The following is a 17594-nucleotide window of genomic DNA, read 5'->3' as shown; positions in this document are numbered from 1 at the left end:
GTGGCCTCGACCCCTGCCGTCCGTCAGGACTGGCACCATGTCGGAGGTGATGCACCTTCGTCTGATCGTCCCGACGAGCTGTACCGAGCGGGTTCTGAACACGCTCGTCGACGACCCACGCGTGACGAGCATCGTCCAGCTCCCCGGCGCCGCCCGCCGTCCTGAGGGCGACGTGATCGAGTGCGACGTGACCCGTGAGGCCACCTCGGACATCCTCACGTTCCTGAAGGCCGAGGGCCTGTACGACGACGGCGCGGTCGCGCTGACCTCGGTCGAGTCGGCCCCGTCCCGCAACGCCCGCGCCGCCGAGAAAGCAGCCCCCGGGGCGCCGGACGACGCGGTCATCTGGGACGCCGTGGTCGACCAGGCGTACAACGAGGCCGGCGGCTCATGGGTGTACTACGCGTTCCTGACGCTGGCGACCATGATCGCCTCGGTCGCGGTGATCACCGACTCGGCGATCCTGGTGGTGGGCGCCATGGTCGTCGGCCCGGAGTTCGGCGTCGTCGCCGCGCTCGCGGTCGGCCTGTTCCTTCGCAAGCCCGGCCTGATCGGGCGATCGGCGTCCCTGCTGGTGAAGGGCTTCGCGCTCGCAATCGCGCTGACCGTGGTGGCCGTCCTGCTGGCACGCGCCGTCGGCTGGGTGGACGTCGGCAACGTGACGGCGGCCCGGCCGCTGACCGGGTTCATCTGGCGGCCGGACAAGTGGTCGGCGGTGGTGGCCGTCCTCGCCGGATGCGCGGGTGTGCTGTCGCAGACCGCCGGGCGTGGGAACGCTCTGGTCGGCGTCTTCATCTCGGTGACGACAGTCCCCGCGGCCGGCGACCTCGCGCTGTCGATCGCCCTGTGGGCACCGCACCAGATCGGTGGATCGGCGGCCCAGTTGGGCATCAACCTGGCCGGGATGACCGTCGCCGGGGTCGTGACACTGCAGTTGCAGCGGACGATCTGGCGCGGCTACCTGAAGGTGAAGAGAAGGGCGGGCGCGCGCGTTGAGGCTTGACCGGACGTCCCCTGTCCGATCCGCGCGCGCCCAGCACGTCAGACATACCCCACCAAGGGGGTGTCCGCACCTCGGCGGGGGCTGACCTATCCCGGACATGTCGCGAAGTCGCCAAACCGGTCGAGCCGGTCCAGCAGACGAGATAGCCTGATCGGATGCTGGAGACGGTAGGGGTCGAGCCGCCCGACGAGGAGGCCTACCGCGCGCTGCTGTCGGCGCCCGGATGCGAGGTCCGCGACCTGGCCGAACAACTCGGCCGCGACGAGCACGACCTCACCGAGACAGTCGGCCGGCTCGAGAAACTCGGTCTGCTCACCACGACCTCCGACGACCCCGTCCGCCTGCTCCCGACCCGTCCCGACGTCGCGGTCGACGCGTTGGTCGCCGTACGACGCGCGGAGCTCGACCGGGTCCGGGCCGAGGCTCGGGTGATGATGACCGAGCTCCGTGCGCAGGAGCAGCATCGCCCGGAGAACCTCGTCGAGGTGATCGTCGGCCAGGAAGCGATCGCGGCCCGGTTCGCCCAACTGCTCAACGGCACAGGGCAGCAGCTCCTCGTCCTCGACCGGCCGCCGTACGCGTCGCAGCCCGGCGACTCGGATCCCAAGGTGCGCGGACTGCTCGGCGACGGAGTGGTCGTGCACGGCATCTACTCCCCCGACTCGCTCGACATCCCGGGCGGCGTCGACGAGGCGTACAGCGCGGCCGATGCGGGCGAGACGTCGCGGGTGCATCCGCAGGTGCCGATGAAGCTGGCCGTGTTCGACGGGAAGATCGCGCTGCTGCCGCTGGCTGTGGATCAGCTGGTCGACAGCGCGCTCGTCGTCCATCCGTGTGCATTGCTCGACGCGTTGATCGAGATGTTCTGGCTGTTGTGGGACCAGGCCGTGCCGGTTGTCCCGTCGGCGAAGGCGGACCCGACGGACGCGCGCCTGATGACGTTGCTGGCTGCCGGGTTCAAGGACGACGCGATCGCGCGGCAGCTCGCGCTGAGCAGCCGGACCGTCGGACGGCGCGTGGCCGAGCTGATGGAGACGCTGGGCGCCAGGACCCGGTTCCAGGCCGGCATTCACGCCCAGCGCCGCCATCTATTGGAGGACTAGCAGGTCGCGAGCATCTGCTGCAGAGCGGTCTTCTCGGCCGACTGCAGCGACAGCTTGTAGGTGTACTTCACCCAGATCCACTCGCGTGCGTAGATGCAGTGCACCGACGCGTTCGGCGGCTGCCACTCGGACGGGTCCTGGTCACCCTTCGACCGGTTGCTCGACGCCGAGACGGCAATCAGCTGGGCGATGGTGAGGTTGTTGGCGAACTCCTGGCGGCGTGCGGTCGTCCAGGTGTTCGCGCCGGACTTCCACGCCTCGGCGAGCGGCACGATGTGGTCGATGTCGACACCGGACGACGTTTCGACGTAGGTGGCGTCGTACACGCTGTACCAGCGGCCGGCGGTCGGCTGGCAACTGCTGTCGACGGTGACGCCGATCCCGTCGCGCTTCAGCACCTGTTCACGGGTGTCGCAGGTGCCGGACTGGTTGATCCAGTGCGGGAAGAGATCCCGGCTGTACCCGCTCGTCGAGCCCTCCGTCTTCACGGTGAGACTCGCCAGCTGGGTCGCCGCCGTACTGGCTGACGGCGGGGTAGGTGGGTAGGCGAGCGCCGGTCCGGCGGTGAGGGTAAAGGCTGCCGTCGCAGCTAGCGCGGTGACGGCAGCAGTGATCGAACGTCGCATCGGTCAGGCCTCCGAGGGTAGGGCGGATCCCCCTGACGTGCTGCCCTCAGCCTTCCCCGATCACGCGCCGCAGGAAACCACTCACCAGTTACAGTCCAGTGAACGTCAGTCGTGTTCGACGACGGTCAGCGTCCAGCCCGACGACGCGCGGTCCAGCTCGGCGTTCCACCGTTCGCTGATCAGCTTGTGCAGCGACTTCGGCGTACCCGGGTCCTTGCCGGACTCGAGCAGGTGCCGCGCGACCAGGCCGCGGGTGTGCTTCGCCATGTGCGAGACAACCGTGCGGACGCCGTCGCGTTCGCGGACCACGTTCACCGACACCCACTTGTCGGCCTGCTCGCCGGTCGGGCGCCACGCTGCAACGTACGTCGACGAGCGGCAGTCCACGATCACGCCGTCGACCTCTTTGAGGGCGGCGCTCAACGGATCACGCCATACCGATGCCAACGGTCCATGGCCCGGCAGCGTCGTACTCATCGAGAGCCGGTACGGCGGAACGCGGTCCGCCGGTCGTAATGCGCCCCACGCGGCCGAGATGACAAGCAGCCGGTTGGCGGCGCGGCGCTTGGTCCCCGAGGACAGGGTCGAGTAGCCGAGGGCGTCGTACAAGACACCGGAGTAGAGCTCGGACACCGGCACGGACGGCTCAGTGCGCCAGCGGGTGTTGCGGTCGACCTCGTGCCGCAGCGAGGCCCCGACGTCCAGTACGTCGAAAGCCTCCGCGGAGGCGGAGACCTTCGCCAGCGTCTCGAGCACCTGCTCGCGGACCGGGTTCAGCTCCGGAAAGGACAGCGTGCCGAAATCGACGGCACGGCCGCGCGACCGTCCGGTCTTGCCTTCGGACGGCGGCAGGAGGATGAGGAGGGTCACGTGAGCTCGTCCAGGGCGGCGAGGTCGGCGGCGGTCGGGTCCCAGCTGCCGGCCGCGACGTTCTGTGCGACCTGCTCGGGCGAGGTGGCGCCTGCGATCACCGACGCGACCGCCGGCTGCGCGGCCAGGCCGCCGATGGCGACGTCGATCATCGTCAGGTCGCGCTCGGCCGCGAACGTCTCGAGCGCCTCGATCTTGTTGAAATCCGCGTGCGCCAACCGCTCGGGCTGGGTCGCGAGGCGGCTCCCGTCCGGTGCCGTCGTACCGCGCTTGTACTTACCGGTGAGCAGACCGGAGGCCAGCGGGAAGAACGGCAGGATGCCGACGCCGACGTGCTCGCAGGCCGGCACCAGCTCGTCCTCGACGTCGCGCTCGAGCAGCGAGTACTGGTTCTGGGCGCTGATGAAATGCTCGAGACCGTTCGACCGTGCGGTCCAGTCCGCGTCGACGACCTGCCAGCCGGCGAACTGCGAGCTGCCGATGTAGCGGACCTTGCCCTCAGCAACTAGTTCGGACAGCGCCGTCAGGGTCTCCTCGATCGGCGTGACCGGGTCCGGGAAGTGCAGCTGGTAGAGATCGATCCAGTCGGTGCCGAGCCGCTGCAGGCTCGACTCGACCGCCTTGCGGATGTACCGGCGGGAGCCGCGGACACCCCAGTCCGGACCGTTCACCCCGCCCAGGTCGCCGCCGAACTTGGTCGCGATCACGACGTCGTCGCGGCGCGAACCGAGCGCCTTCCCGAGCAGCTCCTCGCTGAATCCGTGCTCGCCGCGGTAGATGTCCGCGGTGTCGAACAACGTGATTCCCGCGTCGACCGCGGCGTTCACAACAGCGTCCGTCCGGCCCGCATCGAGCCGCCTGCCGAAGTTGTTACAGCCCAGTCCCACTACGCTGACGGTGAGACCCGAGTCGCCCAGCTGCCGGTACTCCATGTCACTCATCCACGCCCTCCGCTCCGCTCCAGGCGCGGCTGAGCGCCTTCGCCGCTGTGTTGATAGATGAACTCGCTTCGCTCCTTCATTGCCCAGCCTAATCTCGGCATACAGTGGCCCTCATGCCGAGTCTCACCGTCGACGGCGCCCGCACTCGGGCCGCCGCGCTTTCCGTCCAGTCGTACGACGTCGATCTCGACCTCACCCAGGGCGATCGGACGTTCGGGTCCACCACCACGATCAGGTTCGCGGCGACCAGCCCGTCGACCTGGCTGGACGTGAAACCGGACGAGCTGATCTCGGTCACGCTCAACGGCACGGCCGTCGACGTGGCCGGCCTGAACGACGGACGACTCGAGCTGACCGGCCTGCAGCCGGACAACGAACTCGTCGTCGTCGCCTCGATGCTCTACTCGCACGACGGTGAGGGCTTGCACCGCGCGGTCGACGCCGCCGACGGTCTCGCCTACACGTACGCGATGTCGTTCCTCGACGCGGCGCCGCGGATCTTCGCGTGCTTCGACCAGCCCGACCTCAAGGCGCCGTACCGAATGACGGTGACCGCGCCCGAGGAGTGGCTCGTGCTCGGCAACGGCGCCGCGACCCAGGTGTCCCCGGGTCGCTGGGAGCTGGCCGAGACCAAGCCGCTGTCGACGTACTTCGTGACCGTGGTCGCCGGGCCGTACCACCAGATCACCGACTCTCACGACGGCATCGCGCTCAGCGTGGTCTCGCGGCAGTCGCTGAAGGAGGCGCTCGACCGCGAGGCTGCGGACATCTTCGAGGTCACCAAGCAGTCCTTCGACGAATACCACCGGATGTTCGGCTACCGGTACCCGTTCGGCGAGTACCACCAGGCGTTCGTGCCTGAGTTCAACGCCGGCGCGATGGAGAACCCGGGCTGCGTGACGTTCCGCGACTCGATGGTGTTCCGCTCCGCGGTGACCGATGGCGAACGCAGCCAGCGGGCCCGGACCATCGTGCACGAGATGGCGCACCAGTGGTTCGGCGACACCGTGACGATGAAGTGGTGGAACGACCTCTGGCTGAACGAGTCGTTCGCCGAGTACATGGCGCACCGGGTCTCGACCGCCGCCACCCGCTACACCGACAACTGGATCGACTTCGCCTACATCCGCAAGTGGTGGGGCCTGCAGGCCGACCAACGGTCGTCGACGCACCCGGTCGCGGCCGACGCGGTCAAGGACGCGGCCTCCTCGCTCGACGACTTCGACGGCATCTCGTACGCGAAGGGCGCCGCGGCCCTCAAGCAGCTCGCGGCGTACCTCGGTGACGACGTGTTCCTGGCCGGCGTCAACGCGCACATCGCGGCGCACGAGTTCGGCAACGCCACCTTCGCCGACCTGCTGGCGAAGTGGACCGAGGCCGGCGCGGTCGGCCTGGACGACTGGGCGCGGGCCTGGCTGCGGACTCCGGGCGTCGACACGATCACGGCGGCGCGGACCGCGACCGGCATCAAGCTGCAGCGCAAGGCACCCGAGGCCTACCCGGCTTCACGACCGCACAAGCTGACCGTCGGCGGGTACGACGCGGACGGCCGCGCTACCACGGTCGACGTACTGATCGACGGCGACGAGGTGGAGGCCGACCTCGACCCGTCGTTGCCGGTGATCATCCCGGATGCGGGTGACGACAGCTGGGCGAAGATCCGCCTCGACTCCGACAGCCTGGCCAACCTCGCGACAGTGCTGCCGAAGATCGAGAGCGGCGTGACGCGCGCCGTCGTCCTGAACAGCATCCGGGACGCGGTCGCCGACGCGGAGCTCGACCCGAGGACCGGGTTCGGCGTCGTGCTCGGCCTGCTGCCGACCGAGAACAGCGACATTGCCGTCGGCACGATGCTCAACTGGGCGAACTCGCAGGTGCTCGGCGTCTACCTGCCGTACGAGCCGTACCGCGGGCAGCTGGCCGAAGTACTGCGGGCGCGCTTGGAGACCGTCGAGGCCCGGAGCAGCGTGCAGCTGTCGGTGGCCCGCGGGTTCGCGCGCTTCACCGACGACGTCGACCGGCTCAAGGGCTGGCTGGCGGGTGACGGCGTACCGGACGGCGTGACGATGGACGCGGACCTGCGCTGGATCGTCATGCTCCAGCTCGCCCGCCTCGGTGCGATCGGCGAGGCGGAGATCGACGCTGAGCTCAAGCGCGACTCGTCGTCCGAAGGCGTCGTTCATGCGACCCGCTGCCGGGCCGCACTGCCGACGGCGGCCGCGAAGGAGCGGGCGTGGGCGCAGATCATGACCGACGCCGACCTTCCGAACTACGAGCTGTACGCCGCGTGCGAAGGGTTCTGGCACCCGACGCAGGCCGAGCTCACCGCGCCGTACGTCGACCGGTACTTCGCGGAGATCGCGGGCACTGAGAAGCTGCGCTCCGGCTGGGTCGTCGCGACCAGCGCGAAGCTGGCGTTCCCGCGGTACACCGTCGAGCAGCGCGTGGTCGACCGGGCCGCGGACCTGATTGCGGACGAGTCGGTCGCGGCCGGCATCCGGCGGTCCGTGGCCGACGGCGCGGACGACCTGAAGCGTGCGCTTGCGGTGCGTTCGGCCTTTGCCGGCTGACGTTTGGTTAGCAGTCACACCGTGTTGTGACTAATGTGACTGGTGTGACCAGGAGGACCCTGGTGACCAGGCAAGATGTGATTTCGTGACGTAACCTCCACAATGACCGCGCGGCACGGCGCGCCGGTCTTGGTCAGGTCCGGCGTCCGGGAGAGACTGTCTAGAACCGCACAGGAGAACAAGGTCAATGCGCGAGGCGAGGCTCGTCGGTCTGAGCCAGGATGGGAAACAGCTCATCCTGGCGATGGCAGAGACGGGTGAGGAGTTCGCCGTACCGGTCGACGACCGGTTGCGTGCGGCCCTCCGCGGAGACCGTGCCCGACTCGGCCAGCTGGAGATTCAAATGGAGAGCGCGCTGCGCCCACGAGACATCCAGGCTCGTATCCGCGCCGGCGAAAGTCCCGAAGCGGTCGCCGCCGTCGCCCAGATGCCGATGGAACGTGTGATGGCGTTCGCCGGCCCGGTCCTGGCCGAGCGCGACCACATCGCCAGCCTCGCCCAACGTGCATCGGTGCGCCGTCGCGGCGGCGGGGATGCGCCCACCCGCAATCTCGGTGCGTGGGTGACCGACCGGCTGCGGACCCGTCACGTCGACCCGGCCTCGGCCGAATGGGACGCGTGGCGGCGCGACGACGGTCGCTGGGCCGTTCGCGTCTCGTACTTCGTCGAGTCCGAGGACGAGGCGGAGAAGAAGGACGAGAAGATCGCGATGTTCGCGTACGACGCCCCCGGGCGTTACGCCGTACCGGACGACGACGAAGCGCGCTGGCTGGTCGGCGAGCAGGCCCAGGTGCTGGCCACGCCGGTCCAGCCGCAGCCCGGCGAGCGCCGGCTGGCCGCTGTCGCGGACATCGACCCGCTGATCGCACCGGACCATGGCGCCGACAGCTACGAAGCCGGCTTCGAAGACACCGTCGGCCTGCGTCGCCGAAACCACCCGGTTTCCCGCGAGAACGCGGAGCCGCCTCGCGAGACCCGCGACTTCGTGCGTGAAGCGCGTGAGCTCAACCGGGACTTGCCGCGGGAGACTGGACACCGTGAGCCGGAGCGTGGACCGCGCCGGGTGCACTCGGTGCCGAATCCGGACGAGGAGCCGACGCTGATCGACGTTCCTGTCGACCAGCCGCCCGCGCCTCGGCCTGCGGTCCGAGCAGTCGAGCGTCCCGCCGACCCGCCGGCCTTCGCGTCCCCCGCGGCCCCGGAGGAGACGGAGTCTCGCCAGGCACGTCCGCAGCAGCCTCGCCCGGCGGAGCCCCGTCGCGCCGAACCGGCTGCCGAGACATCCCGTCAGGCAGAGGTCCGTCGGCCGGAGCCTGCCCGCGAGCCGGTCGCCAAGCCCACAGCCGAGCCCACTGCCGAGCCGGCGCCGCACATCGAGCCCGACCCGGTCGTCCAGGCGCCGCAGTCTGCCGCGGCCGATGCAGCCGAGCCCGCCGCCGCGGAAGCGACTCCGGCCGAGCCGAAGAAGAAGGCAGCCCGCCGCGGCAAGCGCGCGAGCGTCCCGAGCTGGGACGAGATCATGTTCGGCAAGAAAGCCGACTGACACATCACGGACCGTCGTCCCAGATTGCGGACGGTGTTTGCCGGTGGACGGGCGGTACTGCCATGATCGTCCGCATGCAGATGCTGTGTTGTTGCTGTTGTCAGTGTTGTCACTGACGCGCGCCGAGTTCGGCGCGCGAGGCCCTGCCCCTTTCCGTGGCCCGCCCGCCGACACAGCACTCACAGGAACTTCGCATGAATCTCCCGGCTCTCGCCGACCTGCTCGCGTCTCGTGGTCTCCGGCTCCTTCCCGGTTCGTACGCCGTGCCGGTCGAGCTGCTCGTACAGTTGCCTGACGCAACGATCGCCCGGTTCACCGCCCGCGGTACGACGCTCCGTCTGCGCAGCTACTCCCCCGACGCGCTGACCACGATCACGATCCCGGCCGAGTGCGGCTGCGGTGACCACCACCCGCAGACGGGCCCCGCCCGCGTGACGCTCAGCCGGTACGCCGTACCGCTCGCGGAGGACGTCATCGACGGCGAGCTCGAGTTCGGCTGGCAGCATCACGAGGCCGGGCACCTCCGGCTGGCGGACGCGATCCCGCACTTCTTCACGCTCGTCGACGTACTTCGCAGCCGCGAGCTGATCGGCGTCGCCTGAGAATCAGGGCCGGCGGTTCGCCGGTTGGGTGGTGTCGAACCGCAGGCGTGCTGCTTCCACCTCGGCCAGATTCGGAGACCACTCGGCCAGCGATCGGAAGAGCGGAGCGAGACTGCGGCCGAGCGGGCTGATCTCGTACTCGACGCGCGGCGGGACCTCGGCGTGGTACTCGCGGATCACCAGGCCGTCGCGTTCCAGCTGCCGCAGGCGCTGGGTCAGGACCTTCGGGGTGATGACGCCGATCCGCCGTTCGAGCTCGACGAACCGCTGACGACCGTACTCGTTCAGCGTCCACAGGATCGGGGTGGTCCAGCGGCTGAAGACCAGGTCGACCACCGGCGCGATCGGACAGGCCTGCACCGGCTCAACTGCTGTGGTCTCGCTCACACATCCGCCTTCCGTCCAGTACTTTCCGCTAGGTACCTACTATCCCACGACAAGTAGCGTCCTCATCATGATCGTGATCACCGGAGCAACCGGCAACGTAGGCCGCCCACTCATCCAGTCCCTGATCGCCGCCGGCGAAGACGTCGTACCCGTCTCGCGGCGCGGCGAAGGGCACCAGGCCGACCTGACCAGACCCGAGACCCTCAAGCCTGTGCTCGACGGCGCGAAGGCCGTCTTCCTGCTCACCTCCGCCGACTTCCTGGCCGGCGGCAGCCTCGACGGCGTCATCGACGTACTGCGAGCAGCCGGCGTCCCGCGCGTAGTACTCCTGTCCTCGCAGGGCGTCACGACGAACCGCCACCCGGCCATCCACGAGGATGCGGTCACCGGGTCCGGCCTCGAATGGACGATCCTGCGACCAGGCAACTTCGCCAGCAACGCGTTCCAGTGGGCTGACTCCGTCCGCACCCGGCGTGCGATGGCGGCACCGTTCGCAGACGTCGCTCTGCCGACCGTCGACCCGGCTGACATCGCCGAGGTCGCTGCGGCCGCGCTTCGTGAACCGGGCCATACAGGAGCCATCTACACGCTGACCGGACCCGCCGCCATCTCACCGCGTGAGCAGGCCGAGGCGATCGGCGCGGTGATCGGCGAGCCGGTCCAGTTCACCGAGCTCAGCCGGGATCAGGCGCGGGCCGGGATGCTGGCCTTCATGCCCGAGCCCGTCGTCGAGGCCACGCTCGACGTCCTCGGTGCGCCGACCGCTGCCGAGCAGCAGGTCAGCCCTGACGTGGCAGCTGTCCTCGGCCGCCCGGCCCGGACCTTCGCCGACTGGGTCACGAGGAACGTCCAGGCCTTCCGCTGACCAACGGCAGGAAGATGTCGTCGACGAGCGACGTGAGCGCGGAAGCCGGCAGCGGATCGCGGGCGAACAGCATCTCGTGACGCAGCAAGTTGGTGGCCGCGGTGAGCACCCGATCCGGTACGTCCGCCGTCGGGATCTCACCGCGCTCCGCCGCGTGCTTCACGATGGTCGCCATCACGCCGCTCATCCGCGTGTGGACCTCCGGGTCGAGATCGGGCACCTCGGCCAGCAGCCCGTGGACGACATCGGGACCGAGCGTCGCGAACCGGTCGGCCATCCGCTGCAGCACGGCGAGTACGTCGTCGCGCAGGCTGCCGGTGTCCGGGATGTCGCCGATGATCGAGCCGGTGCGGTGCCGCATCGCGGCGACCACCAGCTCGGCCCGGTTGCGCCAGCGCCGGTACAGCACCTGCTTGCCGGTGTGCGCCCGGGCGGCGACGGCCTCCATCGTCAGCCGGGCGTATCCGGACTCCATCAGCTCGTCCCAGGCGGCATCGAGCAGGACGGCCTCGAGCTCCGCACCCCTCCGACGCTCCACGCAACCAACTCCTCAAGAAGAGACCTTGCGTCTCCTATCTGTCCGAGCCTACTCTCAATCCGTAAGAGACGCATCGTCTCTAAGGAGTCTCTCGGATGGCAACCACACCCACCACGGACCGCCTCGACCGGGCGGTCCTCAAACTCGCCGCCGTGCTCGTGCTCGGCGCTCTTGCCCCGCTGCTCGACAGCACGATCGTCACCGTCGCGATCCACACCCTGGGCATCGAGCTCCACACCTCGGTAGCAGAAGTCCAATGGGTCAGTACGGCGTACCTCCTGGCGCTCGCGATGGCCGTCCCGATCACCGGCTGGTCGGCGAACCGCTTCGGCGCCAAGCGCATGTGGATCATCGCGCTCGCGCTGTTCCTGATCGGATCGATGCTCTGCGGAGCCGCCTGGAACATCGGCTCGTTGATCGTGTTCCGCGTGATCCAGGGCATCGGCGGCGGGCTGATGCTGCCGATCCTGCAAACCCTGCTCCTGCGCGCCGCCGGCCGCGAACGCATCGGCCGCCTGATGGCTGTCGTCACGCTCCCCGCGTTGATCGGCCCGATCCTCGGTCCGGTGATCGGCGGCGTGCTCGTCGGCCACCTCGACTGGCGCTGGATCTTCTACGTCAATGTCCCGATCTGCATCGCCGCGATCATCCTCGCCGTACGCGAGCTCGCGCCGGACCCCGAACCCACCGCCGCGGCTCTCGACATACCCGGTCTGCTGCTTGTCTCTCCCGCGCTGGCCGGAATCATCTACGGACTCAGCCAGGTCGGCGATCACGGCTTCGGCGACGCTCGCGTCCTGGTCCCACTCGTTCTGGGAATCGCGCTGCTCGCAGTCTTCGCCCTGCGGCGGACCGAGGAGCCACTCATCGACCTGGCCCTCTTCCGCACGAAGTCGTTCACCGCGTCGACCGCACTACTCTTCCTCACCGGCTTCGGCCTGTACGGCGCGATGCTGCTCCTCCCGCTCTTCTACCAGCAGGCACGCGGCGAGACCGTCACGGCCGCCGGTCTGTTGCTCGTGCCGCAGGGGATCGGCAGCCTGATCGCCCGCACAGCCGGCGGACTGACCGATCGCTACGGTCCGCGCTCGGTCATCCTGGTCGGCATCGTCCTCACCACCCTCGGAACGATCCCGTTCGCCTTCACCGGTACGGCGTACTGGCTGCTGGCGATCGCCCTGGTCGTCCGGGGCGCCGGGCTCAGCGCGGTGATGCTCGCGGTGATGGTCGGCGCGTTCCGCGATCTCGAGCCGGCGCAGATCCCGCACGCGAGCAGTACGACGCGGATCATGCAGCAGCTGGGCGGTGCGTTCGGCGCCGCGACGCTGGCCGTGGTCCTCCAGAATCAGCTCACCGGGCACGCGGCGCCGACGGCGTACGCCCATAGCTTTGCCTGGGCGATCGGCTTCACCGTCATCGCTGCCGTTCCGGCCCTTTTCCTGCCGGGCGCCGGGCTCTTGAATAAGTAACACGCTTGGTTTAACTTATCCGCGCAGCTGCTCTCCCTGTGTACTCCGGTCCGCCACCTGGAGGTTTCCACATGCCCAGAAGCATGCTCAGACGCGTGTTCGCGCGGGTTCTTCCTGCCGTCCTGCTCGCTGGCGTGATCGCTGTCCCGGCAGCGCACGCAGCCACGATGTATCCCAGCGGGGTCGGCGCCGATCTCGGTCCGACCCCGACCACCCTCGGCGTGCAGCCCGCCGCCGGCGACGACCCGGCGGGGCTGCGTACCGGCACCGAACAGGGCCGCACGTACTGGCAGACGAACCGGGCCGCCGGCACCGGTTATCTGGAGTTCGACGTCGACCACGACTACGTGGACGAGATCGGCACCGACGACGTCCTGGTGACGGTGACCTATCTCGACAGCGGCTCGGGCACCCTCGACCTGCAGTACGACGCCAAGGCCGATCCGCAGCAGGACGCCACGGACATCCAGCTGACCAACACCGGCACCTGGAAGACCGGCGTCTTCTCGCTCACCGACATCGGATTCACCAACCGGCTCGGGGACGCAGACGTCCGCGTCTTCGGCGGCAGCGCCGACATCACGATCGCGAGCCTGCGGATCAGTACGGCGGGTGCCTCGGTCCAGCTCGGCGCGACGCCGGTGCAGAACGGCATCAGCCCGCGGGCCGGCGACGACGCGTCGCACCTGATCACCGGCGTGCAGGACGGTCGCGCGTACTGGCAGACCGACCACACCGCGCCGTCGCCGGGGACGAACTTCTTCTACATGAACGTCGCCGACACCTACCTGTACGACAATCGCAGCCTGGTGCTGGTCAGCATCGACTACTTCGACGAGGGCAACGGCCAGTTCGGCCTGCACTACGACTCCCCCGGCGACACGATTCCACAGAAGTTCAAGAACTCCGAAGTGATCCGGTACGGCGACACCAAGACCTGGAAGACGTACACGTTCGCGCTGCCCGACGCGGTGATGACCAACCGCTCGAACGGCGGCGACTTCCGGATCCACAACGGCGACGGATCGGTCGATCTGAAGGTCGCCGCGGTCCGCGTCGCCAAGGTCGCGACAACGCTCGACGTCACCGAAGGACTCGTGGACCTGATCGGTCAGGCGACGCGCACCGAGAAAGCGGCCCGCGAAGGTACGCGCGACGGTCAGTATCCGGTCGGCAGCCGCGCGACCCTGCAGGACGCGATCGACGACGCTCAGGCGGTCGCCTCCACTCCGGGCGTCACCGACGTGCAGGTCAAGGCTGCGCTCACGGCCTTGCAGGCCAAGCTCGACGCCTTCACCGCGTCGATCGTGGACACCAACTTCGCGCCGAGCGGAACCGCGACAGCCAGCAACGGAGCAGCCCCGACCGTCAACGATCGGGACGACAACACGACCTGGAGCGGTGGCGCCGACTCGTGGCTACAAATCGATCTGGGTAAGCCGCGGCCGGTCAACGACGTACGCGTCGAGTGGGCCGAGGCATACTCCCCCGACTACACCGTCCAGGTCTCGAACGACGGAAAGACGTTCACCTCCGTCGGCCGGATCGGATCGCCGGGCGGCAACCAGTTCAGCCGGACCCGCTTCGCCACCACGAACGCCCGGTACGTGCGGGTCGCGATGACCGGTGCCGACTCGTTCATCGTCAAGGAGCTCCAACTCCGGCTCACGCCGGTCGTCACCCCGAAGCCGAAGCTGGTGCAGACCAGCAACCCGACCGAGGACGGCGTCGTCGCCGACTTCGACGCGACGCAGTACGGCGCCGACCGCACCGGCCGACGCGACTCCACCAAAGCCATCCAGCAAGCGATCTACGCCTGTCAGGACGCGGGCGGCGGCACGGTCTGGCTGCCCGCCGGTCAGTACAAGGTCACCGACACGATCGAGGTCCACGCGTTCTGCAGCCTCCGTGGTGACCACGGTCAGAAGCTCGGCACCGGCACCGTGATCATCGCGGATCTGCCCTCCGGCGACGACGGACCGAGCCTGTTCCGGATCGGTGGCAGCGCGGGCGTCCTCGGCGTCACGACGTACTACCCGAACCAGAGCGCGACGAAGCCGGTCCCGTACGGCTACACGTTCGAGATCCCCGGCGGCGCCTGGATCGGCAACGAGAACTACATGATGTCGACGGTCTCCGACGTCACCATGCTCAACTCGTACCGCGGGATCGGCGTCAGCACGATGCCCAACGACCACGGCAACGCGCCGAGCTCCGGCCAGGTGCACGAGTCGACCACGATCCGCAACGTGAACGGCACGGCCCTGTTCGAGGGCGCCCGCGCCTACAACGGCGCCGACGTCGGCACCTGGGAGAACGTTGCCTTCAGCAACTCGTACTGGTCGTCGGCGCCCAAGGCCTTCAACCCGCCGGCACGGCAGGCACTGGACGCCTGGACCCGGGCGCACGGCACCGGTCTCGTCCTCGGCGACCTCGAGTGGGACCAGTTCTACCGGATCAGTGTTTCCGACTACCTGGTCGGCATCCACGTCGTCGCGGGTCAGCGGGCGCAGTTCACCGGCAGCTTCCTCCAGCCCGACGTACGCCGGACCGGGACCGGGCTGCTCGTCGACGTGATGGACGACCGGTGGGGCCTGACCCTGGCCGGCGGACATGTCGACGGAGGGATCACCAACAACTCGGCCGGCTACGTGAAGATCACCGGTACCGAGGTCAGCGGCGCGGTCTCCGGGATCGTCCACCGGATGTCCGGCGCGGCGCCGACGTACGACCAGAAGCCGCTGCCCAAGCCGGTGCAGAAGTTGTACGTCGTGGATGCGCCGCACGGGGTCGGCTATCTTCCCGCCGCCGACGCGACCCGTGACGTCCAGAAGGCGCTCGATCGCGCCGGGCGTGAGGGTGGCGGGATCGTCTACCTGCCGGCCGGGTGGTACCGGATCAGCACGCATCTGTCGGTTCCGGCGAAGGTCGAGCTGCGCGGCGCGTCCGCCGTACCGAACCGGGACCAGGGCGGCGCGAGCGGCGGGACCGTGCTGCAGGCGTTCGAGCGGAACACCGAGACCGCGCTGATCACGCTCAAGAGCCAGGCCGGAGTACGCGGGCTGCGGGTGTTCTACCCGGAGAACAATCCGGCCAACGGCGTCGTGCCGTATCCGTACGCGATCCGCGGTACGGCCGGTGGGAACTATGTGATCAACGCCGGCTTCCCGAACGCGTGGGACGGGATCGACCTCAGCGGCGACGACGTCGTCGTACGCAAGGTCGCCGGGGCGTTCTTCGACCACGCGATCTCGATCGGGGCCGGCCGCAGCGGCCGGGTGGAGGGCGTGCTCTCGAACGGGAACGCGGTCACCCGGGTCGGGTACCAGCAGCCGTACTGGATGAACGAGGGCAACATCTTCGAGCTCGTCATCGACAAGTACATGCGCAAGACGGCCAAGATCGTCACCGTCGACGGGGCTCGCGGGCTGACGCTGCTGGACGTGTTCGCGTACGGCTTCCACGACGGGCTGGTGGTGAACTCCGGCCAGGTCGACGCGTTCAACCTCGGCACCGACAACCTCGGGACCGACGGCCACACCATCCAGGTGGTCAGCGGCGACGTCGAGGCGACCAATCTCGCCCGCTACAACGGGGCTACCCTCAGCGGTACGGCGACCTTGCACAACGTGATGGTGATCAACGTCGTCCAGCGCAGCGTCTCGGTGCAGGCCGACGGGAACGGCACGGTGAAGATCGCCGGGAACGAGTCCGAGCCCGGGAAGTACGAGGTCGGCGCGCAGGTGACCGTGACGGCGACGCCATCATCGGATAGCGTTTTCCGGAGTTGGACCGTGAACGGGACCGTGGTGTCGACAGCGCCGTCGTACACCTTCACCGTCAGCACGGACCAGGTTCTGACCGCGAACTTCCAGTAGGAGCGAGATGGCTGACACACAACAGCAGGTCGCGATCGTGGGCTGCGGCATCATCGGCAAGCGTCACGCGGCGACCATCGCGGAACGGCCGGACGCGATCGTCACCGCGCTCGTCGACCCGGACGCCGCCGCCCGGGAGGCGGTGCTGGCGCAGCTGACCGAGGCCGGTCAGCCGGAGCCGAAGCAGTACGACGACCTGACCGCGGCGCTGAGTGGGTCGGACATCTCGCTCGTCGCGATCTGTACGCCGAGCGGCATGCACGCGGAGATGGCCGAGGAGGCGCTGAAGGAGCGCAAGCACGTCGTCGTCGAGAAGCCGATCGACGTCGACCTGGGCCGGGCGCGCCGCCTCGGTGCGGCGGCCGCCCGGGCCGCGGGCCAGGGCGTGCAGTTGTCGGTGATCAGCCAGCACCGGTTCGACGCGGGCAGCGCGGTGATCAAGGAGGCGATCGACGCCGGCCGGTTCGGCCAGCTGACGTCATGCGTCGCGACGGTCGCCTGGTGGCGGAGCGACGAGTACTACGCGTCCGCCGGCTGGCGCGGGACGTGGGCGCAGGACGGCGGTGGGGCACTGATGAACCAGGGTGTGCACACGGCCGACCTGGTGCTGTGGTTCATGGGCCGCCCGGTCAGCATCCAGGCACAGGCGCTGCGGGCGGCGCACCACGCGATCGAGGTCGAGGACACAGTGGTCGCCACGATCACCTTCGAGAACGGCGCGGTCGGCACGCTGCATGCGACGACCGCGGCGTTCCCGGGTGGGCGGACGCGGGTCTCGGTCCACGGCACCGAGGGCGGCGCCGAGGTCGAGGACGACCTCCTCAGCCGCTTGAACGTCGACGGCTCGACCGACGAGGCCTCGGTCGACGTAGGCGATCCCGGCGGCCACAAGGCGCAGTACGACGACATCCTCACGGCCATCGCCGCCGGCAACCAACCCGCCATCACCGTCCAGGACGGCATCAACGCCCTAGCCCTCGTGCGAGCCGTCTACATCGCCTCCACCCTCCAACGCCCGGTGAAGTTCGAGGATGTCCTCGAAGGCAAATACGACGACGTAGAAGTCTCACGAGGCATCGGCCTACCCCCCAACTAAAAACTCGCGCGCCGGGCCGCCGAAAGCGCCCCGCGGCGGGCTCTTGGATTGAAGGGGCCCCCACAAGCGGGGGGAGTTGCGGGAACATGCGCCCCCCGCCAAC

Annotated in this window: 14 protein-coding genes; 9 read left to right on the top strand and 5 right to left on the bottom strand. The window is 68.9% G+C overall.

Going from position 1 to position 17594, the window contains the following annotated elements; all coding sequences use genetic code 11:
- Window positions 1-49: 49 nt before the first annotated feature.
- Together AB0J62_RS11790 and AB0J62_RS11785 are read left to right on the top strand one after the other, a co-directional pair.
- Complete coding sequence (locus AB0J62_RS11790; protein WP_363870427.1) at window positions 50-1003, top strand: DUF389 domain-containing protein; 954 nt, start codon at window positions 50-52, stop codon at window positions 1001-1003.
- A 155-nt stretch (window positions 1004-1158) separates the two neighbouring features.
- A complete protein-coding gene (locus AB0J62_RS11785) occupies window positions 1159-2106 on the top strand; it encodes a LuxR C-terminal-related transcriptional regulator (protein ID WP_363867830.1) in 948 nt (315 codons plus the stop codon).
- Here AB0J62_RS11785 and AB0J62_RS11780 read toward each other — a convergent pair.
- The 3 genes from AB0J62_RS11780 to AB0J62_RS11770 form a co-directional block, all read right to left on the bottom strand.
- The gene (locus tag AB0J62_RS11780) at window positions 2103-2732 is read right to left on the bottom strand and encodes an HNH endonuclease family protein (protein ID WP_363867827.1); all 630 of its coding nucleotides are present in this window, start codon (window positions 2730-2732) and stop codon (window positions 2103-2105) included. The genes AB0J62_RS11785 and AB0J62_RS11780 overlap by 4 nt on opposite strands.
- A 105-nt stretch (window positions 2733-2837) precedes the next feature.
- Window positions 2838-3602 (bottom strand): peroxide stress protein YaaA, encoded by a 765-nt coding sequence (locus tag AB0J62_RS11775; RefSeq protein WP_363867824.1) that lies wholly within the window; start codon window positions 3600-3602, stop codon window positions 2838-2840.
- Window positions 3599-4543 (bottom strand): aldo/keto reductase, encoded by a 945-nt coding sequence (locus AB0J62_RS11770; RefSeq protein ID WP_363867821.1) that lies wholly within the window; start codon window positions 4541-4543, stop codon window positions 3599-3601. The genes AB0J62_RS11775 and AB0J62_RS11770 overlap by 4 nt, the downstream gene beginning before the upstream one ends.
- A gap of 113 nt (window positions 4544-4656) precedes the next feature.
- Between AB0J62_RS11770 and pepN the strand changes: the two genes are divergently transcribed.
- The 3 genes from pepN (at window position 4657) to AB0J62_RS11755 (ending at window position 9258) form a co-directional block, all read left to right on the top strand.
- Window positions 4657-7113, top strand: coding sequence for an aminopeptidase N (gene pepN, locus AB0J62_RS11765; protein ID WP_363867818.1), 2457 nt, complete (start codon window positions 4657-4659; stop codon window positions 7111-7113).
- Between the two features lie 187 nt (window positions 7114-7300).
- The gene (gene sepH / locus AB0J62_RS11760) at window positions 7301-8656 is read left to right on the top strand and encodes a septation protein SepH (RefSeq protein ID WP_363867815.1); all 1356 of its coding nucleotides are present in this window, start codon (window positions 7301-7303) and stop codon (window positions 8654-8656) included.
- 194 nt (window positions 8657-8850) lie between these two features.
- Window positions 8851-9258: a hypothetical protein gene (locus AB0J62_RS11755; protein ID WP_363867812.1), complete on the top strand. Its 408-nt coding sequence runs from the start codon at window positions 8851-8853 to the stop codon at window positions 9256-9258.
- A 3-nt stretch (window positions 9259-9261) separates the two neighbouring features.
- Here AB0J62_RS11755 and AB0J62_RS11750 read toward each other — a convergent pair whose 3' ends face one another.
- Complete coding sequence (locus tag AB0J62_RS11750; protein ID WP_363867809.1) at window positions 9262-9645, bottom strand: helix-turn-helix domain-containing protein; 384 nt, start codon at window positions 9643-9645, stop codon at window positions 9262-9264.
- 67 nt (window positions 9646-9712) lie between these two features.
- Here AB0J62_RS11750 and AB0J62_RS11745 point away from each other — a divergent pair, with 67 nt between their 5' ends.
- A complete protein-coding gene (locus tag AB0J62_RS11745) occupies window positions 9713-10510 on the top strand; it encodes an NAD(P)H-binding protein (protein WP_363867806.1) in 798 nt (265 codons plus the stop codon).
- Here AB0J62_RS11745 and AB0J62_RS11740 read toward each other — a convergent pair.
- On the bottom strand, window positions 10482-11048 hold the full coding sequence (locus tag AB0J62_RS11740) for a TetR/AcrR family transcriptional regulator (protein ID WP_363867803.1): 567 nt from the start codon (window positions 11046-11048) through the stop codon (window positions 10482-10484). The two genes, AB0J62_RS11745 and AB0J62_RS11740, sit on opposite strands and share 29 nt — an antisense overlap.
- A 95-nt stretch (window positions 11049-11143) precedes the next feature.
- Here AB0J62_RS11740 and AB0J62_RS11735 point away from each other — a divergent pair, with 95 nt between their 5' ends.
- The 3 genes from AB0J62_RS11735 to AB0J62_RS11725 all read left to right on the top strand — a co-directional run bounded on the left by AB0J62_RS11735 (window position 11144) and on the right by AB0J62_RS11725 (window position 17491).
- Window positions 11144-12517, top strand: a complete 1374-nt coding sequence (locus AB0J62_RS11735) for an MDR family MFS transporter (protein WP_363867800.1) — start codon at window positions 11144-11146, stop codon at window positions 12515-12517.
- A gap of 71 nt (window positions 12518-12588) precedes the next feature.
- On the top strand, window positions 12589-16395 hold the full coding sequence (locus AB0J62_RS11730) for a glycosyl hydrolase family 28-related protein (protein ID WP_363867797.1): 3807 nt from the start codon (window positions 12589-12591) through the stop codon (window positions 16393-16395).
- Between the two features lie 7 nt (window positions 16396-16402).
- Window positions 16403-17491, top strand: a complete 1089-nt coding sequence (locus tag AB0J62_RS11725; protein ID WP_363867794.1) for a Gfo/Idh/MocA family oxidoreductase — start codon at window positions 16403-16405, stop codon at window positions 17489-17491.
- The last annotated feature ends 103 nt before the right edge of the window (window positions 17492-17594 follow it).

The sequence above is a fragment of the Kribbella sp. NPDC049584 genome, assembly GCF_040675555.1.
In the GTDB taxonomy this organism is placed as follows: domain Bacteria; phylum Actinomycetota; class Actinomycetes; order Propionibacteriales; family Kribbellaceae; genus Kribbella.
Note: the sequence above shows the minus strand (reverse complement) of the source record. Positions and strands in the feature narration are given on the sequence as shown.

Coding starts and splice junctions, on each gene's coding strand:
- AB0J62_RS11745 (WP_363867806.1), top strand. CDS start 9,713: ATGATCGTGATCACCGGAGCAACCGGCAACGTAGGCCGCCCACTCATC.
- AB0J62_RS11780 (WP_363867827.1), bottom strand. CDS start 2,732: ATGCGACGTTCGATCACTGCTGCCGTCACCGCGCTAGCTGCGACGGCA.
- AB0J62_RS11725 (WP_363867794.1), top strand. CDS start 16,403: ATGGCTGACACACAACAGCAGGTCGCGATCGTGGGCTGCGGCATCATC.
- AB0J62_RS11735 (WP_363867800.1), top strand. CDS start 11,144: ATGGCAACCACACCCACCACGGACCGCCTCGACCGGGCGGTCCTCAAA.
- AB0J62_RS11785 (WP_363867830.1), top strand. CDS start 1,159: ATGCTGGAGACGGTAGGGGTCGAGCCGCCCGACGAGGAGGCCTACCGC.
- AB0J62_RS11790 (WP_363870427.1), top strand. CDS start 50: ATGCACCTTCGTCTGATCGTCCCGACGAGCTGTACCGAGCGGGTTCTG.
- AB0J62_RS11730 (WP_363867797.1), top strand. CDS start 12,589: ATGCCCAGAAGCATGCTCAGACGCGTGTTCGCGCGGGTTCTTCCTGCC.
- AB0J62_RS11770 (WP_363867821.1), bottom strand. CDS start 4,543: ATGAGTGACATGGAGTACCGGCAGCTGGGCGACTCGGGTCTCACCGTC.
- sepH (WP_363867815.1), top strand. CDS start 7,301: ATGCGCGAGGCGAGGCTCGTCGGTCTGAGCCAGGATGGGAAACAGCTC.
- AB0J62_RS11755 (WP_363867812.1), top strand. CDS start 8,851: ATGAATCTCCCGGCTCTCGCCGACCTGCTCGCGTCTCGTGGTCTCCGG.
- pepN (WP_363867818.1), top strand. CDS start 4,657: ATGCCGAGTCTCACCGTCGACGGCGCCCGCACTCGGGCCGCCGCGCTT.